This is a genomic window from Shinella sp. CPCC 101442, from assembly GCF_024704725.1.
Classification (GTDB): domain Bacteria; phylum Pseudomonadota; class Alphaproteobacteria; order Rhizobiales; family Rhizobiaceae; genus Shinella.
On the sequence record NZ_JALIQS010000005.1, the window covers coordinates 237,139 to 263,789 of the forward strand.

The following is a 26,651-nucleotide window of genomic DNA, read 5'->3' on the forward strand; positions in this document are numbered from 1 at the left end:
GGAGCCGGACCACTCGGCGGGATGGGCAGATGACACTGGATATCACCCGACGGCGCGAGAGTGCCGCCCACCTGGTGGATATCGATATCGATCGCGCAAGCAACGTTGCCATCGGGCGGCAGATCTATCTCGCCTTGCGGCAGGCGATCGTTGCCGGCCGCATGGCGGCCGGGGTGCGGCTGCCATCGACGCGTGCAGCCACTGCCCTGTGGAACGTGTCACGCGGAAGCGTCGTTCAAGCCTACGACATGCTGCTCAGCGAGGGGTATATCGATGGCCGTCCCGGGTCGGGAACCTATGTTGCCGACGACGTGCCGATGCGCGGGAGAGCCGGGAAGGAAAACAAAGCCAGGGACCCGGCTGTGTTGTGTGTATCGAGGGCCGCGGCGCTGATGCTGTCGACGCCTGCACTTGAGCCGCCGCCGCAGGTCGCATTCGTTCCCGGGCGCGCGGCGCTGGATGAGAAATCCCGCGCGATCCTGACGCGGCTTGGGCATCGCCATGTTGATGCCGCCTCTGGCATCTACGGCGACCCTCGTGGATTGCCGCAGTTGCGCGAGGCCATCGCGACCTATCTGTCGGCCGCGCGCGGGCTGCGTTGCGATTCTGAGCGAGTGGTCATTACGTCGGGTGCGCAACAGGCGATCGACCTCGCCGCCCGAACGCTCATTGACCCCGGCGAGCGTGTTGCGATCGAGGATCCCAGTTATCCGCCGGCACGGCTCGCCTTCAGCGCCATTGGTGCGGCACTGACGCCGATCCCGGTGGATGGCGCGGGAATCCAAGTGGATATCTTGCAGCAATCCGGCACGGATATTCGCGCCGTCTACGTTACGCCGTCACATCAATACCCCACGGGCAGTGCGCTTTCCATGGCGCGCCGAATGGCCCTGATCGATTGGGCGGCGGCGAGGAACGCGTGGATCGTCGAAGACGATTACGACAGCGAGTTTCGCTACGACGAGCGGCCGCTCGCTGCCCTGCAAGGTATCGATGAGCATGGCCGCGTCATCTATATCGGCACCTTCAGCAAGGCGCTGCTGCCGGGCCTGCGCCTTGGCTATCTTGTCGTGCCGGAAGCGCTGGTACCGGCGTTTCGCAGCGTTCGGGCGGTGTTTGACCGCTTTCCAGCAACGTTCCATCAGCTGGTGGTAGCCGATTTTCTGATGGAAGGGCATTTTTCCGGACATCTGCGTCGGCAGCGCGAAACCTATCGGACGTCACGCGACACGCTGTTTCAGTTTTTGCAAGAACGGACATCGGCCCATCTAAAGACCGAACTTCCGCAGCAGGGCATTCATTTGCTTGCCGAGCCGCTCGATAATCTCATCGACATCGAGATCGCGGAAGCAGCTGGCCGGGCAGGCATTACGCTGCTGCCGATCTCGCCAATGTCACTTCTCGAAAAGCCCCGACACGGCATTCTGCTCGGCTTCTCTGCGTTGTCAGAAAGGGACGCTGATATCGCGACGTATCGACTAGCCAAGGTTCTGGACGCGATTTGACCTGTTTTCATCGGGATGACGCACCTAGTCTGCTTACATTCCCACTTGTCACACGTTTCTCAGCCGGCTACGTCGATGAATTAAACATGACTATTAAAGTCATATTAATGGCCGTTATACTGGGCCGTAATTTGGCGAAAGAGGGCGAGCCGTGACAGATGTCGTTTCGTTTGGAGGCGAGCCTTCCGCTACAGCGACAATTGCGGAACCGGTGGAAATGCAGGGCGACTCGCGACGTTGGCGCGAAGCCGGTCCCGGCATGTTCCTCGGCATCACCGATCTTTCGTTGGCGCAGCCGCTTGCCTATCAGAGCCGAACCTTTCCCGCGATCTGCCTGTCGGTCGTACTCGAAGGCTATGCGACCAACACGACTGAAGGCATCGAGGGTGGCTTCTGCCCGGATGAGGTATGGATCACGTCCACTGGTGAGAGCCAGCCGACGAGCATGACCATCCATCCCGACCAGCCCGTGCGCGTCGTGGAACTGCTCCTGACCCCCGCCTGGGCGGAGCATAACCTTTCTGCCATGAAGGATGATCCGACCTTCGAGGCCATGCAGCGTGCCATGCGCCAGCCCGTCATGATCCGCCGGCATCCGCTGGACGCGCGGCTTCGGCAGATCGCGTGGTCCGTGCTTAATCCATCTGCGGTCGGCGCCTTCGTCAACGTGCATCTCGACGCCAGCGCAATGAGCCTGCTCGGCTACCTTGCTGAAGCGTTCCGGCCGTCCGAGGTCGCGGCGACGGCTGGTCTCACAGCAAAATCGCTGGAGCGCATGCTGGAGATCCGGCGGCATATCGATGCCAATGCCGCGGCAATCGATTCCCTTGCCGCGCTCGCTGCCCGCTTCGCCATCAGCCAGAGCAAGCTCAAGCAGGATTTCCACCGCGCCTTTGGTGCCAGTGCGCGGGAATACCTTCTCGAACGGCGCCTCCTGATCGGGCGCAATGCCATCCTGCGTGATGGATTGAGCATTGCCGAAGCGGCCTACAAGGCTGGCTACCAACACCCGGCGAACTTCACCGCCGCCTTTACGAAGCATTTCAGCTACCCGCCTAGCCGATTGAAATCTTGAACGATTTTAAACTGGATAAGAATCGTAAGCTTTTTGTCGAAACGCATAAGCCGATCGCCTCGACCCTCCCGCCCGCCATGATGATAATCCGCGCCAAATCGGGTTCGAGGATTAATCAATGAAGACTGCTATCGGCCTTGCCGCGCTTCTGGCTGGCATCAGCCTGCCTGTTCTTGCTCTTGCGCAGGAGGCCCCCCAGGGAACCGCCCTGGAGCCGATCATCGTGACGGCGCAAAAACGCAGGGCCGAAAGCAAGGACATACCGGCCAGCATCGCGGTGAAGACGGGCGAAACGCTTTCGCTGCGCAAGACGAAGCGCCGCGAGGATGCAATCGCTGCCGAGCCGAACGCCCAGACGGGGGCGGTCACGGCAAAGCTCTATACATCCTTCACGGCCATCCGCGGTGTCGGCTCCGCCCTCATAGAGAGCGATCCATCCGTCGGCATCTACGTGGACGGCGTGGGTATCGGCAATGCGCAGGCCCATAGCGGCACTCTGCTCGATGTCGATCGCATCGAAATCCTGCGTGGTCCGCAGGGAACGCTTTATGGCCGCAACAATATTGCCGGCTCCGTCAACATCATCTCCAACCTTCCCGATCCGGATCATACCGGCGGGGAAATCGGCGTGGACTTTGGTCGGTTCGGCACGCTTGGAACGACCGGCATCTTCAACACGCCGATCGGCGACAATGGCTGGGCGGTGCGCGGCGCTCTCTCGACCTCGAAGACGGACGGTTTCCTTCATTCGACGGTGGATGGCAGTGATCTTGGCGGCGGCAAGGACGTGCATGGCCGCCTGAGTATCGCCGGCGACATCACCGACAATCTCGAATTTCTCGGCATCGTCGATATCGAGCGCCAGGTGCTGGACGGCGAGATGTTCGGCATGCCGGAGGCGGATTTCCTGAAGGGCAGGCGCGGCGTCGCGGTCGATGATCCGACCCGCATCGACAGCGACCTCGCCACTGCCTCGGGCCAACTGACCTACCAGCTCGACAATGGCGACAAGATCGTCTCGATCACCGGCTTCCAGAAAAGCGCGGTGGAAGTGAGCGGCAATGGCTTCCCACTCGGCTATTTCGCCGCCTATGACGCGCTTTTCCAGTCTATGGGTTTCCCGGACTTCCGTTATCGTGCGGACAACCCGTTCGACGGCCGTTATCGCCAGTGGTCGCAGGAGGTGCGTTACGTTTCCGAGGACAACGAACGCTTCAACTGGGTCACCGGTCTCTACGGCGAGTTTTCCCGGGCATCGCGTGTCTATGGCGCCAACAGCACCTTCACGGGTGGCGAGGCGACGCTTTCGACCCGCGGCGATACGGATACGGTTTCACTCTCCGCCTTCGCGGACGGCACCTATGCACTGAACGACCAGTGGAAACTCTTCGGCGGCATTCGCATCGGCCATGATCGAAAGACCTTCGATTATGACTTCAACGCCAATGCCACGGCTCAGCTTCTCGGCCTGACGGGAGCCTTTGCGCCGGGATACAGCGCGAAGCTTTCCGAAGCCTATGTCACACCGCGCGTTGGCCTGCAGTTCGAGCCGATGGATGGGCTGAATCTTTATGGTGGTATTTCCAGCGGCTACAAGTCTGGCGGCTTCAATTCCGGTTTCGTCGGTCTTGGTGATGAGGGGCCTTATGATTCGGAACGCATCGTCAGCTACGAGCTCGGCCTGAAGTCGGCAACGCTCGACAACCGGCTCAAGGTGGAGGCATCCGTCTTCTATATTGATTGGCGCGACCAGCAGGTTCAGGGCTTCAACGTGCTGACCGGTGCAACGCCGATTTCCAATGCTCCGCGCAGCGAATCCTGGGGGGGAGAACTGTCCGTCGCCTACGATCTCGACGATCACTGGACGCTTACGGCCGGAGCCGGATATGCGGATGCGACCTACAAGGACTATCGCAACGCGCGGGCGCTCGATGGTTCCGGCACGGTTGATGTTAGCGGCAACCAGCAGCAGTTCGTCTCGCGCTTCACCGGCTCGGCGGGTGTCACCTATCAATGGGAGACCGGATGGGACGATCTCGTCGGCAAGGTCGGCGTGAACTATCGCTATCGTTCCAGCTACTATTTCGATGTCCAGAACACGATCAGCCAGAAGGGCTACGGCCTCGTGGACGCCTATGCCGGCCTCGAGAACGACCGTTATGCGGCCTATGTCTTCGCCAAGAATATCGGCGATGTCGACTATCGCATCGTCGCCGCCGATCTCGGCACTGGTAAGCTCGTCTCTCCGGGGGACCCGCTGACCCTCGGCGGCAGCTTCAAGGTCAAGTTCTGAGTTTGCGATGAGAGGGAACGAGACAGGCGAGCCCGAAGGGGCAGGGCGGGAAAACGATGTGGCGGGCAAGGGTGCGGCCGGCCAACTCTGGTCCCTCACACGGGGACGGCGTGGCCGAATGGGGACCGTCATCGCGCTTGCGACCGTCTCTGCGGCCTTGGAAACGGCTGGTGCGGCGCTGGTCGCGCTCGCCGTGGGCGCACTGGTCGCGGTGGATCGGAGTGGGGCGTTGTTCTGGTCTGCCGGCCTTTTGGTCGCGGTGCTCCTGTCCTGCATCCTGCAAACGGCCTCCAACCTTCTTGCGCATCGCACAGCGATCGACATCCAGGCGGAAACGAGGCTCGCCATCGGCCGAAAGCTCTGGTCTGCGCCCCTTGGAGCTATCCAGCGCATTGATGCCGCTCAGCTTCGCCGCACGCTTATGGAGGATGTCGAGCGCATCGAGGACGGCGTCGCCCATCTGATCCCCGATCTGGTTACCGCCCTCGTCGCGCCGCTCTTCATCGGCCTCGCCATGCTGGTTATTGACTGGCGTCTGGCACTGGCCGTTTTCCTGCCGGTCCTAGCCGGCTTCCTCATTTTCTCATTCATTCTGCGCGATGATGGCGGTCTGTCGGCACGTTTCGTCGCGGCGCAGGCGGGGGTGGACACAGCCCTGCAGGAGGCTGTCAGCATGGTGCCCGTCATCAAGGCCTACGGCATAGCTCCCGAGAACTTGCGCCGGGCGGAGGGCGCCTTTCAGGAACTGGGAGATGTCGTGGGCCGGTGGCTTGCCTTTGCAGCATCAGGGACGAATTGGTTTTTCCTCGCCACGACGTCCAGCCTCCTTTTCGTGGCCCCGCTTGGGCTATGGCTCTATCCGTTGCCGGATAGCATCTCCGTCCTGATGTTTTTTCTGCTGGGGGCCTTCTTCCTGTCCTCCATCGGCGCGCGTCTCTTCGGCGCGATGGGACGCCTCAGGATTCAGGAGGCGTCGCTTTCCCGCGTCGGTGCCTTGCTCCGGTTGCCAGACCTGCCGTTGCTCGAAAGCGCGTCAGCCGAGGGCGAGAATATTCGCTTCGACAAGGTCGGGTTTTCCTATGGAACGGGTTTTATGCTCGAAGACATCGATCTAGACATCGACCCCGGCCAGAAGATCGCCCTTGTTGGGCCGAGCGGGTCCGGCAAGTCGACGCTGGCGCGGCTTCTTCTGCGTTTCTTCGACCCAGATACCGGGTGCATCACGCTCGGCGGACGCGATATCCGCTCTTTTGCGCAAGCCGATCTTGCCGAGAGGTTCACCGCGGTATTTCAGGACAACTTCCTGTTTTCCCAAACGATCCGCGCCAACATAGCGATCGGGCGTCCTGGAGCAAGCGACGCGGAGATTGCCGAGGCCGCGCGTCTTGCCCGGGCGGATGATTTAATCCGCGCGCTGCCGGAGGGTTACGACACCGTGCTGCATAGGGGGGAGGGGTTGTCCGGAGGACAGAAACAGCGGATCGCGATTGCCCGCGCTTTTCTCAAGAATGCGCCAATCCTCGTTCTCGACGAGGCGGCAGCCTATCTTGATCCTGACGGTCAATATGAGATCCAGGCGGCCTTGAATGCGCTGGCTACAGGTCGGACGGTGATCGCCATCGCCCACCGCCTGTCTTCGGTGCGTCACTTCGATCGTATCGTCTATCTTGAGGGCGGGCGGATCACCGAATACGGCTCGCACGATGCCCTTATGGCTTTAGACGGGGCCTATGCGCGGCAATGGCGCTCACATGCTGCCGCCCGATCCTTCACCCTTCGAATGTCTGGAGCGGTCTGATGGGCGTGCACGACAGCCTTCCTGATTTCGGTTCCGTGGGTGATGCAGGGCTGGTCGGCCGCGTGGTCGATGGCATTCTGCTCGGTGCACAGCCGGTCGTCGCTGCATTTTTCCTGTGGCGGGCGATCGGCGGAGATCCAGCCTCTGCGGCTTTGTGGTGCATCGTGGCTCTTGTAGGAATTGCCCTTCTGCGCCGCCTTTTGCTGTGGCCCGCCTCACGCCGGCTTTATGCGCTTGCCTATGACGGCGGGGTGCGTATGAGGCGCACCATCCTGGGCCGCCTCGTGCGCATGCCACTCGGCGCATTTCGTGCCATCAGCGGCGGGAAGGTCATGCAGGCCGTCTCGGAAGACGTTCTCTGGCTGGAAAACCATGCGTCCCATACGCGCCCGGAAATCGCCGTCAATGCTGCAGCACTGACCATTTGTCTCGCTGGAGCGGTTGTCGTCTGGCCGGTTACCGGATTGTCGGCCATCCTCGGCATGGCGATCGGCTTGGCTCTTCTTGTCTTTGCCCGGCGCAGGCTTGCCGTGGGGCTGGAGCGCCGGGCGCGCAGCCTGACAGAGGTGTCGTTGATGCTGCAGGAGCAGGCCGAAGGCGTTTCGGTGCTGCGGGCCTTTGCCGGTGGCACGGATGACGGTGGCGTTTTCGCCCGCGCCGTCGAGCGCCTGCGAGATGGCGCATGGCGCGGCGTGCGTAAGGTCACACCGATTGCCGTGCTGTTTCGTATGGTGATCGATCTGTCGGCCGCGCTAGCGATTTTCCTGGCGGTTCTTACCTTTGGCGATGCATCGAGTGTCGACGCTGCCCGGCTCGCAATCTCGGCGCTTCTTGTGGTCTGTGCGACCATTCCGGCGCGAAACTTTGCAAGTCTCTCGGCCATGCTGGAGCTCGCGCGGATCGGCCGCGCGAATGTCTGTGAGCTTCTTGCCATTCCGCTACCTCCAGTCGGCCGTGATGGCCGCCCCGAGGCCTTCGACGTGTGTTATGAAAATGTGACGTTCACGCATCGGGGACGAAAGGCGCCCGCTCTGGCAGACATCTCGTTTACGGCGACGCGAGGGGAAATGACGGTCTTCATCGGCGCCAATGGCAGCGGAAAGACCACCTGCATGCAACTCCTCATGCGATTTTGGGAGCCGGATCGCGGCAGAATCCTGATCGGCGGTCAGGATATCCGCGATATCGACAGTCGGGCGCTCGCCTCAATGATCGCTCCGGTCTTTCAGGAGGCCCTGCTGTTTAATGAAACCATTGCGGACAATATCCGCGTCGGTAGGCCGTCTGCTTCCGATGCGGAGGTGGAGGCCGCAGCCAGAGCCGCCGCCATTCACGACGCGATCATGCGCTTTGAGCTCGGTTACCAGACCCGCGCCGGTGCGCTGGGCGCCCGACTTTCCGGCGGCGAACGTCAGCGGATCTGTATCGCCCGGGCGATTTTGAAGGACGCGCCGATCGTCATTCTCGATGAGGCGACGTCGGCGCTCGATCCGGAAAACGAAGAGGCGATCCAGCGGGCTATATCAGCACTTGCCGTTGGCCGTAGCCTTTTCGTCATCGCCCATGATCTTTCCTCTGTGGTGGCCGCGGATCGGATCGTGCTTCTCGACGGAGGCAGGATCGAAGCCAGCGGGAGCCACGAAGCTCTGCTGACCTCATCTCCGAGCTATCAACGGTTGTGGAGGCGCTCAGTCGAAATGCGCGGCTGGAAGATGGCGCAGAGCTGACTTTTTGCTCTGCTGTGGTGGATATATTCCTTGGGGACCACTCGAAGGGGAGGGGGTGGGGTGTCTATCACCTACGTGCCGCGCCGGCGTCTTTGCGATTGAGGTAGCGGGTGGCTCAGTCAAGTTCCAGCGGCGGTGCCGCCAGCCGGTTCGAAATGAACCGTATAAGGAGCGGCGAGAGCATGATCGATAAGATCCACGACTGCAGGCGCATGCCGAACGTTCTCTGCGGAATGTAGTGCCACCGATCTTGCGCGAAACCGCCTGCATCCTCGTCACCAGCGGTTGCATGCGCGCCTCATAGCTGTCGAGCGCTTCCGGAAGGCTTTTTCTCGCGAGTTTCGATGCGAGAATGCAAGCGCCAGCCATCGCCGTTGACGTTCCCTGGCCGGCAAGAAAGGTAAGGCACCAAGCGGAATCGCCCAGCAACCCTATGCGACCTTTCGACCATTTCGGAATTTCGATCAGCGATGCCGTGTCAAGAAGGCCTGGTCTCAGTCGATTGCAGATGTGAGGGCGGAGGCGACCGGTTCTGGCCAATGGCCAAATTCCGTCCGCAGGATGGCTCGGCGCGCCTCGACATCGAGGCGATCCGTCCTTTCGCCCCGCCAGCAGAATGAACTTCGTCCATTCAAAGAAAACCGCGAAAAGGCCTGTCTCGCCAGTGGTCTAAACGTCAAACTCATAGTTATTTTTGGTTGGGGAAAGTAGTTCGCGTTGATGGGCGGGAAGCCAGGATCGCATGGGCCAATAAACTAGCCTTTGCCAGAAGGAGCCTAACATTCGATGGCAAATTATTAGAGTTTATACATTCATCCGAGCCGGAAGAACCAAATTGGCCAGAAACCGACAAGTTGACGGATGAATGAGCGTCAGTGAAAGGCGCTGATTGATTTTAAGTGTTTTTTGCAGCCACTTTGCGCGTACAATGGAGGGAAATTGCACATCCTACGTGGCCTTCGTACATTTCGCCTTTGTCACGAGGTGCGCCAAAAAGTGCAAATTTTCCGGTGATATCAACCACTTGAGGATACACCGTGTCCAGAACGCGTTTCTAAAACGGTATGCCCCTACATCTCATCGCGAAAGTTGGTCTCAAATGGTTACGGGATTGTAGGTTTGGCTCCCTTTGAGAGCCGCTACCGACTTGCGTGAATTTGTTTGTGCGTCGTTTTCATCAACTCGCCACGAGGCTGGAATATCGATCTGGTAGGGCGACGGCGTAGCGTTCGGGTCCGATTTCCGAAAAGAAATCACGTGCTAGCTCGGTAAAGCGGCGGAGGAAGAGCGGCTTTGCGCCTCCGTATCGATCCGCAATCATTAGGCGTGGCGTCGGCAGGACTTCGATCAGGGGGCGGCGTACGAGCCGGTCGCTATCGGGGCTTCCAAGCCCGATGGGGCGCATGTTGAGGATCGACATACCAAAGCCCGATGCCACGGCGGCGCGAACGGTATCGTAGCCGCGCGTGCGAAACGAAATCTGCGGCCTCTGCCCTGCGAGATCGAAAAGCGTCACGAGATATCCGGAGGTCTGCGGGAGGTCGAGCAGCACCAGTGGGCGCGTCACCAGTTCGGCAAGGTTGAGGTATTCCTTCTGGGCGAGGGGATCGTCGACATGAAGCAGGGCATGCGCCGGCACATGCGCGAGGGTGACCGCATCCGAGGGAAGGCCGGGGCCGATGTCATAGGCCACGATTGCATCGACTATGTTCGTTTCAAGCCAGGTCAGGAGCTGCGGCTGTTCGCCCTCGAAGAGCTGGATTTCCGTGCCGTACCCCGCGACGAACCGATGCAGGAGCTCTGGCATGAACAGGGCGCCGAAGGGCTCGAAACAGCCGATCTTCAGGACCGGCGGCATCCCGGATGTGAATTTGTCCATCGTGCGCTCAAATTCGGCCTCGGCGGAGAGCAGACGCCGGGCCGACGCGATGAAGCGCTCACCGGCCGGTGTGAGCATGACGCCCTTGGAGGGGCGGCGGTCAAAGAGCCGCGAGCCCATCTCACCTTCGGCCTGTCCTACTGCCGCCAGAATGGATGATTGAGCAATGCGGCAGGCGCGCGCCGCAGCCGATATCGATCCCGTTTCCGCGACAAGCACGAGATAGCGAAGCTGGCGAAGGGTCAAATTCATTCATTCATTCCATGTAGTAAGAACCATCATATTTTGCATTTTATAGGATGCATTGTTTCGGTCATGTTGTCTTCACTGGTTTTCAGGAGGGAAGACGCCGTTGAACAGCCGCCAGTCCATCTCGCCAATCTCCGATGCGCCTGACCTTTGCCGCATGGATGTCGCTGCCCTGACCGCGGCCTTCCGGGCCGGCGCGCTTTCGCCGGTGGAGGTCACCCGCGCGGCTCTTGCCCGGGCCGAGGACGTCCAGCAGCGTTTCAATGCCTTCACCTTCATCGATCATGCGGGGGCACTGGAGGCGGCCTGCGCGGCCGAAGCCCGCTGGCGGACAGGCGCGGCGCTTTCGGCCATCGATGGCGTGCCCACCACTCTCAAGGACATCGTGCATGTCGAAGGCTGGACGGTGCGGTATGGAAGCCGGGCCACCGATGCCATGCCGATGACCCGCGACGCGCCCTCCGTAGCGGGCATGCGTGCGGCCGGGGCCGTCTTCATCGGCCAGACCACGACGCCGGAATTCGGCTGGAAGGCCGTGACCGACAGTCCGGCTTTCGGGATCACGCGCAACCCGTGGAATCCGGAGCGGACGCCGGGTGGCTCCTCCGGTGGCGCGGCTGTCGCTTCTGCGACTGGCGCTGGTGTTCTCCATCTCGGCACGGATGGCGGTGGATCGATCCGGGTGCCGGCGGCCTTCACCGGAACCTTCGGCCTGAAGCCGACCTTCGGCCGTGTCCCGGCCGATCCGCCAAGCGTCTTCGGAACAGTCGCTCATATCGGCCCGATGACACGCAGCCCGGCGGATGCGCGGGCGATGCTTTCCGCCATGGGCGGACGAAGCCTGCGCGACTGGAGCCAGCCCTGGGGCGGGATGCCCTCGCTCGACCCCCGACCTTTCGACTGGAAGGGGCGGAAGGTCGCTCTCTGGATGACGCCGCCAACGGGATCGCTCGATCCTGCTATCGAACGGGCGGTCTCGCATTCCGTCCGACAGATCGAAGCGGCAGGCGCAATCGTCGAGCCGGTTCGATTGCCCGCCGACGACCTGCACGAGATGTTCCACGCGCACTGGATGACGGGTGCGGCGAGCCGCCTCGCCCAAATCCCGCCCGGTATGCATGAGAACCTCGATCCTGGATTTATCGAGGCCGCGGCGGAAGGATCTCGCTTCAGCCTGATCGATTATATTTCCGCCCAACAGGCCCGCGCCCGTTTTGGTGCGGCGATGGACCGCCTGCTCGCAGACTATGATCTCCTTCTTTCTCCAACCACCGCCTGCCTGCCCTTTGCGGTTGGGCGGGAGGTACCAGAGGGTTCCGGCCTGTCGCGATGGACCGAATGGGCAGGTTTCAGCTACCCGATCAACCTATCGCAGCAGCCGGCATGCACCCTTTCCTGCGGAATGGCAGAAGGACTGCCGATCGGCCTGCAGATCGTCGGCCCCCGCGGTGGAGACGGCTTCGTACTCGATGCCGCCGAGGCGGCTAGCCGCTTGGTGGGAGGACAGTGATGCCGGATATCGTCTCACTTTCCCTCAATGCGCTGACGCTGATGAGCATCCTGATGCTCGTCGCCTTGGGACTTGCGATCATCTACGGCCTGATGGGCATCATCAATCTCAGCCACGGCGAGTTCGTGACCATCGGAGCCTATACGCTGTTCACAGTACAGGCGGCGGGCGGCTCGTTCTGGCTTGCGCTGATCGTTGCGCCGGCTGTCGGGTATCTTCTCGGCACGGTTCTTGAAGTCACCGTGATCCGGCGTCTCTACGACAGGCCCATCTCCACCATTCTCGCCACCTGGGGCCTGAGCCTCATCCTGCAGCAGGCAATCATCCTGACCTATGGTGCGGCACCCCGGCCGGTGACCGCACCGTTCGAGGCCTCGGTGCACCTGCTTGGCACCACATATCCCGCCTACCGACTCTTCCTGATCGTCTTCGCCTTCGCGGTCATGGCGGGTTGCGTGCTGGCCTTCCGGAAGACGCCCTTCGGCCTTGATGTCCGGGCGGTGATCCAGAATGCAAGCATGGCGCGGGTGCTCGGCGTGAATGCCGAAAGGGTCTATCGCCGGGCCTTTGCAAGCGGAGCGGCGCTCGCGGCCCTCGCCGGCGTTCTCATAGCCCCGCTCGTTGCCGTGACGGCGTTAATGGGCGTCAATTATCTCGCGCGGTCCTTCTTCGTCGTCCTCGTCGGCGGTGCGGGCTCCATCCCCGGTGTCGTCGCCGGGTCTGCCTTCGTGGGAGGATTGGAGTCGCTGCTCTCCACCACCGTACCGATTACAGTGGCGCAAGCCAGTGTGCTGATCCTTGCGGTCGTTATCGTGCGGTTCCGTCCGCAGGGGCTGGTGCCGGCATGACGCAACGCGACAAAACCTGGCTTTTCATCACCCTTGCCATCATGGCGGCGCTGATGACCTACCCCGCATTCGGTTCGTTTTCCGGGGTATCCGGCCTTCGCGACATCCTACTTTTCGCGCTCTTCGCCGTTTCGCTCGATCTCTTCTGGGGGCGCACCGGCGTCCTCTCCTTTGGCCACGCCACCTTCTTCGGCGCGGGCGCATACGGTATGGCGATCATGACGATCCACGTGGCGCCAGGCGCGGCCTGGGGTAGTGTTGCGGGGCTTGCCTTCGGCGTCGGTCTTGCCGGCGTGGTTGCGCTGGCCGTTGGCTATTTCGTTATCTTCGGCGGTGTGCGCGGAGCCTACTTCACCATCGTCACGCTGGCCTTGACCCTGATCGCACAGCAGATCGCCATCGGCTGGTCCTCTATCACCGGCGGAGATGCGGGTCTGATCGGCGTGCCACCGCTCACCATCGGCATCCCGATCACCGGCAAGGTCTTGTACTATGTCGTGGTCGCCGTGCTGTTCGGTATCGTGCTTACCCTTTGGGCGGGGCTGCGCGGCCAGAGGGGGCTCGTCCTGAAGGCAATCGAGGATGATGAGCGCAAAGCCCAGACGCTTGGCTACAACACGTCGCTTCACCTGCTTGCGGTCTTTGTTCTGTCGGGCCTGATCGCAGGGCTTGCGGGCGCGCTCTATGTAACGGGAACCGGTTTCGTCGCTCCGGACATGATCGCCCTTCTTCTTTCGACCGAGGTCATCATGTGGGTCGCAGTCGGCGGTCGTGGATCGCTCATCGGCGCCGTCGCGGGAACGATGATCGTCTGGCGGCTGCAACAGGAGGTCTCCACGCTCAGCGCCTCGGCCTGGCCGCTGTTCATCGGCGTGTTCTTTCTGGCCATGGTGTTCTTCTTCCCCGATGGCCTGCCGGCCGCCGCGCAGAAACTCTGGGCGCGCTGGAAGCGAATGAATGAAGGGAGAGCTGCATGATGGTCGGCGGTGAATTGCGCACGGAAGGTCTTGGCCGTTGCTTCGGCGGGTTGGTCGCGGTCGAGGGTGTCAGTGTCACCTTTGCCCCAGGGGAGGTCTCCTGCGTAATCGGCCCCAACGGGGCCGGCAAATCCACCTTGCTTAACATGATTTGCGGTGCGATCGCGCCGAGTTCCGGCCGCATCCTGTTCGATGGCAAGCCGATCGATGGGCTCTCGCGCCATGCGATCGCCCGGGCCGGCATCGCCCGCAAGTTCCAGGTTCCATCGGTCTTCGGTTCGTTGACGGTCGCGGAAAACCTGGCCGTGGCCGGCGGTGGGGACACGGAGGGAGTGATGGCGCGCACCGGGCTTGCCGCCGAGCGCGATACCCGCGCCGACGTGCTGGCCCATGGCAAGAAGCAATGGCTGGAAATCGCCATGGGGCTGATCCGCAAGCCGCGCCTGCTGTTGCTCGACGAACCGACGGCGGGCCTTTCACCGGAAGAGACCCAGGCCGTGGCCGGCCTTCTCCTGTCGCTTCGCGGCACCTGCACCGTGGTGGTGATCGACCATGACATGCATTTCGTGCGGGCGCTTTCCGCCCGGACTGTCGTGATGCATCAGGGCCGGCTCGTCGCGGAAGACGATTTTGCGACAATCGAGCGCGACCCGATGGTGCGCGATATCTATCTGGGGCGGGCGTGATGCTGGATGTGAACGATCTGCGCGCAGGCTACGGCAGCACCGAGGTTCTGCAAGGCGCCACCCTGTCGGTTCGAAAGGGCGAGGTCGTATCGATCCTTGGTCGCAACGGTGTCGGCAAGACGACCTTAATGAAGGCCTTGATAGGCCTCAACCGGCCATGGGCCGGACAGGTTACGCTGGGCGGCAGGGCCGTTGCCGGCTTGCCGCCGGAAAAGATCGCGCGGTCCGGCCTTGCCTATGTGCCACAAGGCCGCGGGATCTTTCACAAGCTCTCGGTGATCGACAACCTGACGATGGGCACGCGCGCGCGTCGTGACCGCAGCGCGACGGTGCCGGCCGAGATATTCGAGATGTTTCCCATTCTGGCAGAGCGCCGCAACCAGCCGGGCGGCACGCTTTCGGGCGGGCAGCAGCAGCAGCTGGCACTTGGCCGGGCGCTCGCCGCGGCGCCGGATTTCCTGCTTCTGGACGAACCGTCCGAAGGTATCCAGCCGAACATCGTTCAGATGATCGGCGATATCCTGCGCAAGCTCGCGGCCGAAAAGGGGCTGGGTGTGCTTCTGGTTGAACAAAACCTCGATCTCGGCCTCTCGGCCGCCGACCGGGTGCTGTTCATGGAAAAGGGACGCATCGTTCACGAAAGCGCACCGCAGACGCTCAAAGAGGAGACGCTTCACCGGTATCTGGCCATTTGAAGACGCCCGGATGGCTAGGATTGCATCAAGGCGAACCAAAAAGGGGAACTATAATGACGCTTATCACCCGCCGCCGCGCACTTCAGGGCCTTGCCGGCATCGCCGCTGCCTCGGCGCTCGGCGCACCGTCCATCCTGCGCGCTGCCGACACGATCAAGCTCGGCTTCCTGTCGGGTCTCACCGGTCTTGAAACCATTCTCGGTGAAACGCAGCTCCACTGCTTCGAACTTGCGGTAGAAGAACTAAACGCGGCCAATGGCATTGGCGGCCGCAAGATTGAGTATGTCGTCGAGGACGACCAGACCACGACCCGCGGTGCGATCGAAAAGGCGCGCAAGCTGGTGTTCGAGGACGAGGTCGCCGCTACCATGGGAATGATCGCCTCGCTGGAGCATGTCGCCGCCCGCTCGGTCACCAGCCCCGCGAACCATATCCTGATGTACTCGACCTATTACGAGGGTGGCGTCTGCGACAAGAGCTTCTTCTCGACGGGCCAGGTGCCAAATCAGCAGATCGTTCCCTCGCTCGGCTGGCTGACGAAGAACACGGGTAAGACGGTCTACGTCATCGGTTCCGACTACATCTGGCCACGCAATTCGTCCGAGGTCATCAAGACCGAGATCGAAAAGCTCGGCGGCAAGCTGCTCGGCGCCGAGTTCGCGCCATTCGGCACGCAGGATTTCGCGCCGATCTTCGACCGCGCGCGGGCGGCCAACCCCGATTTCATCTGGATGATGGTGGCGGGTGCGGATGTCATCACGGCACTGAAGCAATACCAGTCCTTCGGCTTCAAGCAGCAGCTCTTTTCCAATGCGCTGGACGAATTGTTCTCCTTCGCCCACCCGGAACTGACGGCTGGCGCGCTTTCCAACCAAGCCTATTTCATGAAACTCGACACGCCGCGCAACAAGATCTTCACCGAGGCCTTCGCCAAGAAATACGGCGCCGACAAGCCGATCAACGCCATCGGCGAGGCGGCCTATGACAGCGTCTACCTCTATGCTGCTGCCGTGGAGAAGGCTGGATCGATAGACAGCGACGCCGTCATCAAGGCGCTGCGCGAAGTGGAGTTCGACGCCCCGCAGGGTAAGGTGAACTTCGCCGCCAACAACTGCTTGCGCGCAAATTCGATCCTCGCCCGCGGCACGCCTGACGGCCATTGGGAAACCGTCGAGAATTTTGGCCAGATCGACCCGGATGTGCCTGGATGCACCCTGAATTGAGCGACATTCTCACCTCGGCGAAGGCGGCAAGAGCCGCCTTCGTGTCCGGCGCGGCAAGCGCCGAGGAGATCGCCCGAGCGATGCTCGCGGGTATCGCGCGGGAGAATCCACGGATCAACGCCTATCGCGAGATATTGGACGCAACGGCGCTCGCCGAGGCTCGTGCCGCCGATGCTGCAAGGGCGGCGGGTCGCGACGTGGGGCCGCTTGCAGGTCTATGCGTCGCGGTAAAGGAAAATATTGACACTGTGCCCGCGCATGCGAGCGCCGGTATGCGCTTCCTGCGCGACCGCAAGGCATGGGAGGATAGTTGGATCACCGCACGGCTGCGGGCGCTCGGCGCGACGATCGTCGGCACCACGATCAGCGATCCCGGCGCCTTCGGGGTGCGAACCGCCGAGGTGGTGCACCCGGCGGACCCCAGTCTCTCCGTCGGCGGCTCGTCGGGCGGTTCCGCCGCGGCGCTGGCGGCGGGGCTTTGCCATGCGGCAATCGGTACCGATACGGGTGGATCGATCCGCATCCCTGCCGCCCTGTGTGGCGTCGCGGGTTTAAAACCGACTTTCGGCCGATGGTCCCTGGCGGGTGTCTGGCCGCTCGTGCCGTCGCTGGATCATGTCGGTCCGATGGCCCGCACGCGTGAGGATCTATCGCTTGTGGCCAACGCGCTTGCGCCCGACCTGTCGCCCCGTCCCGCAGCACGGCATGTCGTTTTCGACCCGGATTGGATTGCTGAGTGCGCGGGCGACGTACAGGAAACGTTTGCCGAAACACTGAAAGAGTTGGAACGCAGCGGCATCACGCTGTCCGAAACCCGCCTCCCTGCGCTCGACCGGGTGAGCGGCATTCACAGCACGATCTTCTGCGTCGAGACGGCCGCCTTCTACCGCGGTTCCGTCTTCCCCGGCGCCGAATTGCCGCGAGCGGGGCGGAGTACCATCGATTATGCGGAATCGATCAGCATGTCGGCATATCTTGCCGCTTGCCGCGACCGCCAGCAGATGCGGGCAGCGGTCGATTCGATCCTTGAAGGAGGCACGGTAATCGTAAGTCCCGCGACAGCAATGGCCAAAGCATCGAAAGCCGCGGCAAGCCTGGATGTCGGTGCAAAGAGGCTGGACTTCACCTATGGACTGGTCCGGCTGACCTGCCTCTTCGATCACACGGGTCATCCCGCCGCGGCTTTGCCGGCAAATGGCGGTAGCCTACAGGTCGTCGCCGCCCGAAATGACGACAATGGAGCGTTGACGCTCCCGCTTGTGTAGCGGTGTGCGCCTGGACTCAGCGAGTTGAATAGGTGGTGCCGGCGCCAGTGCCGCTGAATTCATGGTGCAGACCAGCGCCACTTGGCCGTCGAGTTGCGGCAGCCCGGAAATCCATTGAATTTGACGTGCCGCATACCGCCCATCGATGAAACAGCATGACATCGCTTATCAGGTGAATGCGAAGTCGCATCTCTACGGTTACAGTTCAAAATACGGAGAACCTCTGAAGCTTGTTGGCATGTCATCGCCGCTTTCATCAGCAGAACTCATTGGCGAACGGCTATCTAGCCGACGCAGAAACATCTTAATCTCAAAGTGCAAAATTGAAATTTCTGCGGCGCGCTATAAATGCTTATTCGATAGCATAAACGGATGGCTCTGAAGGACTACAATTGTTAGACGCCGAATTGACTGAAACCATTTATGAAGCCGCCTTCTTGCCGGATCTTTGGCAGGTCGTCTTGGAGAAATTGGCAGTCAGGTCGGATTCTGTGGGAGCTGCGATATTTCTATTCGCCCACGGACTTCCCGCAAGAGGAAGAGCGCTTCCCCATCAAGGCGAGATGCTGGCCGAATTTCTCTCGGACAATGAACTGCAGCTTTCTGCTGGTGTGACGCGGATGTGCAGTGTGCAACCGGCAAGTTTCGTCGACGTTGACAGATTTATGATGCCGCACGAGATCGAGACCGACCCCGTGCGCGTCAAATTTCGCGCCATGGGTATAGGAGCGCATCTCTGCACCGCCATACCGATGCCAAGCGGAGAGCTTGGCATCTTCGTTTTGCAGCGCGCCCTCGACAATGGACAGTACGAACGAAGCAACATCGACGCTCTGGATCTGTTGCGACCCCATCTCGCGCGCGCAAGTCTTGTCGCTTCGAGGCTTGGCCTTCAACAGGCGGAGAACACGGTAGCGGCGATGGAAGCCATGGGCCTCCCTGCCGCTGTGCTTTCCTCGCATGGACGAGTGTTGGCCGCCAATTCGCTTTTTGACGGTATGTCATCACTCTTTCTACCGGTTGCTTTCGGTGGGTTGGCGATTTCAGATTCCGCGGCCAATCGACTTTTTCAGTTGGCGATTTCCGCTGCAGGGAGCAACACGGAACCGTTGGTTCGGTCGATACCAGTCACGACAAGGAATGACGGTCCAACGATGATCATTCATGTCCTTCCGCTGAGGCGGGCCGCTCGGGACATCTTTTCCGGCGCTGACATATTGGTCGCCGCGACTTCGGTCGGGAAGAGTGTTTTCAGCCCTTCTGCCAAAGTCTTGAACGCGCTTTTCGACCTCACGCCGGCCGAGGCAAATCTGGCAACTGCACTTTCCGCCGGACGCTCGCTGAAGGAAGCGGCCTTCGAAGCGTCGATCACGGTAAAGTCCGCGCGTACCTATCTCGAACGCATATTTACAAAAACGGGTACCAAACAGCAAAGCCAGCTGGTTGCGCTTCTGAAAAGCGCTGAAACGTTTCGATAATTTTGGGTTTGCATGTTTCCCATGCGCCATAACAGCTACCCAGTGACGGCGAAGATCACTACGGCGCCCGGGCAAGCCAAGTAACAGGCCGCAACTGAAAAAAGCTTCGCCAGTCGTCATTTGCCGACTGTAAAAGCCGATCGTCTGCTTCAACCTGAAAATTGAATAACGCATCGCAGCTCGCGGTCGATGGATCGGCGGCGTGTCTTGCGGGTGTTCGAGCAGGAGAGTGGAAGGCTTTGATCCCGTCCCAAGAAAATGCAGCGGTCGACTGGCCCGAGGAGATTTTTGATATTCCCGGCAGCCACGCGGCCGATTTTGCAGATCTCCCCGCTGTGGAGAGAACACGAGACATGCTTCGCGTGGGGCGAGCCAGAAACGCCGGAATGGCATTGGGGCTTGCAGTCAACCACCTGGCGGGCAAACCCGCATACGATCAGCTCAAATTCAATACATGGTCGAAAGTGCTTATCGGCCAGATCAATCGAGGCCACTACAGGTTCGTCCTTTCCGCGGACGGCAGCGTTGCCGGAATGCTGGGATGGACTTTTGCCGATCGACGAACTGCCGAAGCCTGGCTTCAAGGAAAATCGCAAGCGCGCTCGGGCACCCAGAAGGGCGACTGTATCATAATCAACGTCTGGTCAGCGGACACGCCACGCGCACACAGCCTTCTTCTCAACGCTGCGCGCCAGGTGGCGAGAGGCTGCGAGGCCCTATATTTTAGGCGCGTCTACAATGACGGCCGCATGAGGCCGGCACGGCTTACGATCAATCAGTTCGTCGACCGACATGCCCAGCGCGCGATGGCTCTTTGAGCAAATCCACACAGAACTGGAAGGATGTCCCTCATGGCCGTTATTCATGGCACGAACTCTGCCGATACTCTTTACGGCACTAATGACGCTGATCGCATCATCGACCTCGATGGAAACGACATTGTGTACGCATTTGGAGGAGACGATATCCTCGAATCCGGCTTCGGCGCGGACTGGCTGGACGGCGGGGATGGAATTGATACCGTCGATTTCAGCAGGTACAGCTTCAGCGGCAACATGATCGTCAATCTGGAAACGGGGTATGGCTACGGTGTCAACGCCGAGGGGGATCGCTACGTCAACATTGAAAATGTCATCAGCAGAAACAACGTTTACGAGACCGAAACCATCGTCGGGAACAGCGTTGCCAATTCCATCTGGGGCCTTCGAGGCGACGACTTCATCGAAGGGCGCGGCGGTGACGACAAATTATACGGTGGAGAGCAGAACGACTGGCTGAATGGCGGCACAGGCAACGATTGGCTTTCGGGCGGCTCCGGCGCCGACTATCTGGAAGGAAGTTCGGGAACGGATACCGCCGACTATTCCGATTCGACCGGCAAAGTGACGATCAGTCTCAGTGGCCATTATGGGGTCGGGGCCGAGGCAGAAGGCGACAGACTCTACAACATTGAAAACGTGATTGGCGGCGCCTATGGCGACATCTTGATCGGCAGCACGGCCGGCAATGTGTTGACTGGCGGCGGCGGTGCAGACTTCATCGCCGGGGGAGGTAGCGGCGACACGATGTACGGTGGCGATGGCATCGATACCGTCAGCTATCTCGATTCCCCATCCGGGGTGACCGTCATTTTCAACGGCACCGTGTCCGGGGGCGACGCCCAGGGTGATATCCTTTCCGGATTCGAAAACATAAGCGGCTCCCAATATGCCGACCTGCTTGCGGGAGATGCAGGCGCGAACGATCTGCGAGGCAACGGCGGCGCCGATGAGATCAAGGGAGCGGACGGGGCAGATTTTCTTGTGGGCGGTGCGGGCGTTGATCTCCTTCGCGGCGGCGCCGGTGACGACACCTACATTTACGATAACGAGGATATTTTCGACGAGGGCTACCTCGGCTCTGGCGGTTATGACACGATCCAGGCGATCGCTTCCGTCGATATGAGCAATGCGGCCCGTTTCAAGGGGCAAATCGAAGTCCTGCGTTTGCTCGGTGTGACCAATCTCGATGGCACCGGCAACGGCGACGACAACACCATCTACGGCAATACAGGTGTCAATACGCTGACAGGCGGCGCGGGAAACGACTTTCTCGACGGAGGTGCGGGTGGCGATACGTTACGTGGCGGAAGTGGAAACGATACATATGTGATCGACAGCCTGCTCGATCGTGTCAATGAATCGATAGTCGGCTCCAGCGGCATCGATACTGTGCAGGCAAATTTCGCCTTTTCGCTGGCGAACACGACGGTGATTTCCGGAGCGGTGGAAAACCTGACATTGATCGGCTCGGCGAACATCAACGGTTCAGGCAACGCACTGAACAACGTGATTTATGGCAATTCCGGCATCAATCTCCTGAGCGGCGGCGGGGGCAACGATTTTATTTCAGGCGGTGGGGGTGCGGATACGTTTAGAGGGGGAGCCGGCAACGATACCTACTATATCGACCTCAACGATATCGTTGATGAAAGCATAGCGGGCTCCGGGGGCATCGATACGATCCAGATCGCCGCAACCTACGATCTCGCGTCACCATCGACGACCGTAAAAGGTACCATCGAGAATCTGATCCTGGCCGGCACAGGCAACTTCGATGGTCGGGGGTCTTCGCTCAACAACGTGATAACTGGCAACTCCGGTGCCAATACGTTGTACGGCCGGGCTGGCAATGACATTCTTGACGGTAAGTCGGGAGCCGATGTCATGTATGGAGGCACCGGCAACGATGCCTTTCACGTTTCTGTTGCCGAAGATGTGGTCGTCGAAACCTCTGGTCAGGGGACGGACCGGATCTTGTCGGAAGTCGATTATGTGTTGGCCAGCGGCGTTTCTATCGAAGTTCTATCCACCAGGAGTTATGCCGGCACCGCGGCCATTGATTTGACGGGAAACGAGCTCGCTCAGCGGATCGTCGGCAATGCGGGAGCGAACATTCTGCTCGGCATGGGAGGGGCGGATATCTTGAACGGTGGCCTGGGCGCTGATCGGCTGGATGGCGGATCGGGAGCCGACACCGCTACGTATACCGATGCGGCCAAGGGTGTCACCGCAAATCTCAAAAGCCCGTCCTCCAACACCAACGACGCGAAGGGTGACAGCTATTCTTCCATCGAGAACCTGATGGGAGGCCGTCACAACGATATTCTCGTCGGCAACGACGGGGCGAACACGGTTGCGGGCGGGAAGGGGGACGACCGGATTGCCGGCGGACTGGGCAAAGATGTCCTTGCCGGCAACTCGGGGGCCGATATTTTCGTGTTCAACACCAAGCTCGGCTCCACCAACATCGATACGATTGATGATTTTTCAGTGAAGGACGATACGATCTGGCTTGATGACGATATCTTCACCAAGGCAGGGAAGGCCGGCGACCTTTCTTCGGCCGCTTTCTATATCGGCACCAAAGCGCATGATGCCAGTGATCGGATCATTTACGATAGTTCAAGCGGCAAGCTCTGGTACGACGCCGATGGGACAGGGGCCATAAAGCCCATCCAATTCGCGTTGCTCGACGCGACCCTGAAAATGACGGCCACCGATTTCGACATCATCGCGTAACTGACGCTAAAAAGCCTCCCGCCACCTGGAGTGATAGGGGGCGGCAGCGGGACAACGATCTGCCCCTGCTGTGCTCTCCCAATTGAGTGCTCCCTATCAAATGATAGGGAGCACTCAATTGGGAGAGCTTCCATTCTTGTCAATTGGCTATTCGGCAAAAGGCGGCGGGGATTTGTAGAGACCGGGCCGACAGCCCCGATCAGGAGGTTTGTTGGAGATGCTCGGTCCTGGTGGAAGGTTGAGTGACGGCAGTTCGTTTTCCGCTCTCGCCGCTCTAACTTCGCGGTAAGTGTCAGCCGGCGAAGACGTTGACCGGGAACACGTTTACAGCGGTGGATACGACGAGCGAGGGATGGAAGGCGTGGGTCGGGCGTGACCGCGAGATCATCCGCCACCCGCGATGGATTCCAAAGGTAGCCGCGACTAGGGTCGTGTGACCTTCAACGAACTGAATTTCGCTTTGCTATCTGAGGTATAGCACGCTCAAGGCGATTAGCGGTGCGGCGAGCAGAGAGAATGTTGCGCTTCCAAAGTGCTGATATCCGATCACCCCGAAAACGCCTCCAATCGCAAAAGCAGCAACCGTGGCGAGATGAAGACTTAAACGACGCAGGACCGTCGCCTTTTCGTTGGCCTCGCCGCTCGCAAGCATTGCAAGACCCACACCGATGTCGGTTGCCACGCCCGAGACATGGGTCGTTCTCACACGGCTGCCCGAGATCCTTGTCGAAGCGGCGTTTTGAATGCCCATGGTAAAGCTCAGGAGCCCTACGAGCACCGTACCATTCGACACCTCTGTCGTCCCGACGGAGGTTAGTCCGACGAGTACGAGGATTGCGGCTTCAACGATCAATGTCAGGGCGTAGATATTGCGACGCTGCCGCCTCCTGCCAATCTCGATGAAGACGGAGGCGGTGAAAGCGCCGAATATGAACATCACGACGATCGTGAGAAAGCTGATCGCCACATCAAACTGGGAAACAGCCAAGAGTTCGGACGCCATCGAAATGTTGCCGGTCATATTGGCTGAAAAGAAGTGATAGGCCATGAAGCCTGCGCTGTTAACGCTGCCTGCCACGAGTGACAGAATGGACGCCAGCATCACGTCTATCGCGTGGGTTCTGGTATCGCCTTCATGAACAAGCATATGGGGTTCGCGTGCCTGAAAAAATTGCAACCATGATGATGTGCCGCCTAGTCGGTCCACGATGGACCGAGCTAGGGAGAGAGTCGAGAGCGACGGCAACACGCGCTTCGTCACGCCCGCGAGGCTATGACGGTCAGTGGTGAAGGCGGGCGAGGTGCGAATGTCTGGAGGGCCACGCGGATCTCAGTCGTTCAACTGAACCTCGACGCTGCAATCTTATTGTCGGCGTTATCCGCCCGCCAGCCTCGGCAGAAGATAGATTTCCGCTCCCGTTGGTAGTTCCTTCGACCATGTGTCGCGATAGATCGTCCCGTCTATCGCAACCGCAATCCCTCGATCCATCAGCGGCTCGAGCCCAGGGAACCGTTCGCTCAACCTCTTGAACAGTTCCCTGATGTCTTTTGCCTCGACCTCGACCTTGCTATTGCCCTCGGCCGCTGCGGCGAGGGCACCCCAGAGCGTCACCTCGACCATCGGGCCTCCTTATGCTTCGAGCGCCGCCAGGATCCGCGGCGGCGACATGGGGATATGCTGCATCCGCACACCCACCGCATTGGACACCGCATTGGCCACTGCCGCAAGCGGGGGGACGATAGAGGTTTCCCCGACGCCGCGAACCCCATAGGGATGGTTGGGATTGGGGATCTCCAGAATCTGCGTGTCTATCATGGGCAGATCCGAACATACGGGAATGCGGTAGTCGAGAAAGCCTGCATTCTGCAGCCGGCCATCCTTGCCGTAGATATATTCTTCGTTGAGCGCCCAGCCGATGCCCTGCGCGGCACCGCCTTGGTATTGTCCCTCGACATAGGTCGGATGCACGGCTTTGCCGGCATCCTGCACCACGGTGTAGCGTAGGACCTTGGTGGCCCCGGTTTCGGGATCGACCTCGATATCGCAGATATGGGTCGCGAAGGACACGCCAGCGCCGTCGGCCACGATCTCACTATGACCGGCAATCGGGCCGCCCGTGGTGCCCGATGATGCCGCGATCTCCTTCAGAGACAGATTTGGAAGGTTTCCGTGCGTCTCGCCCTTGGCGACGGCATGGCCCTTTTCCCAGGTCACGTCGTCGACCGGGATATCCCACATCTGTGCCGCACGCGCGCGGAGGATTTTGATTGCGTTGCGAGCGGCGGAGATGGTGGCCATCGAGGACGAGAAGGTGCCGCGGCTGCCGTCCGTCATGTCATTGTAGCCGAGGCTTGACGTATCGGCGATCACCGCTCTGACCTGCGCGTAGTCGATCCCGAGTTCCTCTGCGGCCACCAGCGAGAGCGACGCGCGCGAACCACCCACATCCACCGTGCCGACAGCAAGCGAGACGGTGCCATCCATTCCGATATTCAGATCGGTACATGTCTGGCCCCCGAAGTTGAACCAGAAGCCGCATGCCATGCCACGTCCCTGGTTCTTGCCGAGGGGTGCCTTCATGTGCGGGTGGTTTTTCACGGCTTCCAATGTCGGGCCAATGCCGATCGGGCCATAGACCGGACCGTAAGATGCCTTGGTCCCTTCCTGCGCGGCGTTCTTGATACGGAAGTCCACGGCATCCATGCCGAGCTTCTTGGCAAGTTCATCGATGGCGCTTTCCACGGCAAACGCCGCCATCGGCGCCGAAGGCGCACGATACGCCGCAGTCTTCGGCCGGTTCACCAGCACTTCGTAGCCGACGGTCCTGACATTCTCGAGCTTGTAGCAGGCAAATGCGGTCATGGCGCCGACCTCGGCCCACGATCCGGCATAGGGACCGCACGAGTAGCGAAGCGTCGCATCGGCGGCGATGATCGTTCCGTCCTTCAGCGCGCCGATTTTCACGTCGATCGACGTGGCACTGGTCGGGCCTGTTGCACGAAATACCTCGTCACGCGTCATGACAAGCTTGACCGGCCTGCCGGCCTTGCGCGACAGCGCGAGCGCGACCGGTTCAGCCCACACATGGGTCTTGCCACCGAAACCGCCGCCGATTTCCGACGATGTCACGCGTAGCCTGGAGGCTTCCATACCGAGCAGTTGCGCACAATGCTGGCGATAGACGAAGTGGCCCTGCGTGCAGACCCACAGATCCGCCGTGCCGTCCGAACTGACATTGGCCACGCAGGCATGAGGTTCGATATAGCCCTGATGGGTCTGTTCGGTCTTGAAAGTCCGCTCGACCACGAAGTCGGCCCTTGCCATGCCGGCATCGACGTCGCCATGCCCGAACTGGCTGCGCATCGAAACGTTCGAAGCGCGATCGGGCTTCGGATCGATGCCCGTCGTGATGATCGTTTCATTGATCAACGGAGCATCCGAGGCGAACGCCTGATCAACGTCGGTGACGTGCGGCAGGAGTTCATACTCGACTTCGATGAGCTTGAGCGCCTGCTTGGCGGTGCGTGCATCGATTGCCGCCACGGCGGCCACGGCGTGCCCGTCGTAGAGCGCCTTCCTGCGTGCCATGCAGTTATCGAGAATGTCATACATCGACGCATCGCCATTGGTGAGGTCGGGCAGGTCCGCCGCCGTCACCACGGCCTTTACGCCAGGAAGTTTCTCGGCCTTCGACGTGTCGATCTTGCGAATGAGGGCGTGGGCGTGCGGGCTGCGCAGAATCCGTCCGATCAATTGGCCGGGCATATTGAAATCGGCACCGTAGCGCGCGCGGCCCGTCACCTTGTCGACGCCATCAGGCCGGATGGGGCGCGTGCCAACGGAGGAGAAACTGCGTGCCGCGTGGCTGGGATCAAAAGTCAT

At 60.7% G+C, this 26,651-nt stretch carries 20 protein-coding genes; 15 read left to right on the forward strand and 5 right to left on the reverse strand.

All coding sequences use genetic code 11. From position 1 onward, the window contains the following. Positions 1 to 29 precede the first annotated feature (29 nt). The 5 genes from MUO32_RS20160 (at position 30) to MUO32_RS20180 (ending at position 8,398) form a co-directional block, all read left to right on the forward strand. Entirely contained in the window at positions 30 to 1,505 is a 1,476-nt protein-coding gene (locus MUO32_RS20160) for a PLP-dependent aminotransferase family protein (protein WP_257950172.1), read from the forward strand. A gap of 217 nt (positions 1,506 to 1,722) precedes the next feature. Then, entirely contained in the window at positions 1,723 to 2,580 is an 858-nt protein-coding gene (locus tag MUO32_RS20165) for an AraC family transcriptional regulator (protein WP_257950173.1), read from the forward strand. Positions 2,581 to 2,698: 118 nt separating this feature from the next. Beyond that, complete coding sequence (locus tag MUO32_RS20170; protein ID WP_257950174.1) at positions 2,699 to 4,873, forward strand: TonB-dependent receptor; 2,175 nt, start codon at positions 2,699 to 2,701, stop codon at positions 4,871 to 4,873. 118 nt (positions 4,874 to 4,991) lie between these two features. Continuing rightward, on the forward strand, positions 4,992 to 6,671 hold the full coding sequence (locus tag MUO32_RS20175) for an ABC transporter ATP-binding protein (protein WP_257950175.1): 1,680 nt from the start codon (positions 4,992 to 4,994) through the stop codon (positions 6,669 to 6,671). Further along, positions 6,671 to 8,398, forward strand: a complete 1,728-nt coding sequence (locus MUO32_RS20180; RefSeq protein WP_257950176.1) for an ABC transporter ATP-binding protein — start codon at positions 6,671 to 6,673, stop codon at positions 8,396 to 8,398. The genes MUO32_RS20175 and MUO32_RS20180 overlap by 1 nt, the downstream gene beginning before the upstream one ends. Here MUO32_RS20180 and MUO32_RS20185 read toward each other — a convergent pair. Together MUO32_RS20185 and MUO32_RS20190 are read right to left on the reverse strand one after the other, a co-directional pair. Next, positions 8,360 to 8,938, reverse strand: coding sequence for an FAD-dependent monooxygenase (locus tag MUO32_RS20185; protein WP_308311317.1), 579 nt, complete (start codon positions 8,936 to 8,938; stop codon positions 8,360 to 8,362). The two genes, MUO32_RS20180 and MUO32_RS20185, sit on opposite strands and share 39 nt — an antisense overlap. A 637-nt stretch (positions 8,939 to 9,575) precedes the next feature. Continuing rightward, positions 9,576 to 10,529: a LysR family transcriptional regulator gene (locus MUO32_RS20190; protein WP_257950178.1), complete on the reverse strand. Its 954-nt coding sequence runs from the start codon at positions 10,527 to 10,529 to the stop codon at positions 9,576 to 9,578. Between the two features lie 100 nt (positions 10,530 to 10,629). Between MUO32_RS20190 and MUO32_RS20195 the strand changes: the two genes are divergently transcribed. The 10 genes from MUO32_RS20195 to MUO32_RS20240 all read left to right on the forward strand — a co-directional run bounded on the left by MUO32_RS20195 (position 10,630) and on the right by MUO32_RS20240 (position 22,768). Continuing rightward, positions 10,630 to 12,036 (forward strand): amidase, encoded by a 1,407-nt coding sequence (locus tag MUO32_RS20195; protein WP_257950179.1) that lies wholly within the window; start codon positions 10,630 to 10,632, stop codon positions 12,034 to 12,036. After that, complete coding sequence (locus MUO32_RS20200; protein ID WP_257950180.1) at positions 12,036 to 12,884, forward strand: branched-chain amino acid ABC transporter permease; 849 nt, start codon at positions 12,036 to 12,038, stop codon at positions 12,882 to 12,884. Before MUO32_RS20195 ends, MUO32_RS20200 begins: the two co-directional genes overlap by 1 nt. Continuing rightward, positions 12,881 to 13,861, forward strand: a complete 981-nt coding sequence (locus MUO32_RS20205; protein ID WP_257950181.1) for a branched-chain amino acid ABC transporter permease — start codon at positions 12,881 to 12,883, stop codon at positions 13,859 to 13,861. The genes MUO32_RS20200 and MUO32_RS20205 overlap by 4 nt, the downstream gene beginning before the upstream one ends. After that, positions 13,858 to 14,547: an ATP-binding cassette domain-containing protein gene (locus MUO32_RS20210; protein ID WP_257950182.1), complete on the forward strand. Its 690-nt coding sequence runs from the start codon at positions 13,858 to 13,860 to the stop codon at positions 14,545 to 14,547. Before MUO32_RS20205 ends, MUO32_RS20210 begins: the two co-directional genes overlap by 4 nt. Continuing rightward, positions 14,547 to 15,242 carry an urea ABC transporter ATP-binding subunit UrtE gene (urtE, locus tag MUO32_RS20215; RefSeq protein WP_257950183.1) on the forward strand — a complete coding sequence of 232 codons (696 nt, stop codon included), beginning with the start codon at positions 14,547 to 14,549 and terminating at the stop codon, positions 15,240 to 15,242. Before MUO32_RS20210 ends, urtE begins: the two co-directional genes overlap by 1 nt. Positions 15,243 to 15,295: 53 nt before the next feature. Beyond that, a complete protein-coding gene (locus MUO32_RS20220; RefSeq protein ID WP_257950184.1) occupies positions 15,296 to 16,465 on the forward strand; it encodes a substrate-binding protein in 1,170 nt (389 codons plus the stop codon). Continuing rightward, the gene (locus MUO32_RS20225) at positions 16,450 to 17,730 is read left to right on the forward strand and encodes an amidase (protein WP_257950185.1); all 1,281 of its coding nucleotides are present in this window, start codon (positions 16,450 to 16,452) and stop codon (positions 17,728 to 17,730) included. The genes MUO32_RS20220 and MUO32_RS20225 overlap by 16 nt, the downstream gene beginning before the upstream one ends. 407 nt (positions 17,731 to 18,137) lie before the next feature. Further along, positions 18,138 to 19,208, forward strand: coding sequence for a helix-turn-helix transcriptional regulator (locus MUO32_RS20230; protein ID WP_257950186.1), 1,071 nt, complete (start codon positions 18,138 to 18,140; stop codon positions 19,206 to 19,208). Between the two features lie 239 nt (positions 19,209 to 19,447). After that, entirely contained in the window at positions 19,448 to 20,026 is a 579-nt protein-coding gene (locus MUO32_RS20235) for a toxin-activating lysine-acyltransferase (protein ID WP_257950187.1), read from the forward strand. Positions 20,027 to 20,059: 33 nt separating this feature from the next. Further along, positions 20,060 to 22,768, forward strand: a complete 2,709-nt coding sequence (locus tag MUO32_RS20240; RefSeq protein ID WP_257950188.1) for a hypothetical protein — start codon at positions 20,060 to 20,062, stop codon at positions 22,766 to 22,768. Between the two features lie 463 nt (positions 22,769 to 23,231). Here the strand turns inward: MUO32_RS20240 and MUO32_RS20245 are convergent, their stop codons facing one another. The 3 genes from MUO32_RS20245 to MUO32_RS20255 form a co-directional block, all read right to left on the reverse strand. Beyond that, a complete protein-coding gene (locus MUO32_RS20245; RefSeq protein ID WP_257950189.1) occupies positions 23,232 to 23,915 on the reverse strand; it encodes a YoaK family protein in 684 nt (227 codons plus the stop codon). A gap of 228 nt (positions 23,916 to 24,143) precedes the next feature. Then, on the reverse strand, positions 24,144 to 24,389 hold the full coding sequence (locus MUO32_RS20250; RefSeq protein ID WP_257950190.1) for a MoaD/ThiS family protein: 246 nt from the start codon (positions 24,387 to 24,389) through the stop codon (positions 24,144 to 24,146). A gap of 9 nt (positions 24,390 to 24,398) precedes the next feature. Beyond that, entirely contained in the window at positions 24,399 to 26,651 is a 2,253-nt protein-coding gene (locus MUO32_RS20255; protein ID WP_257950191.1) for a xanthine dehydrogenase family protein molybdopterin-binding subunit, read from the reverse strand.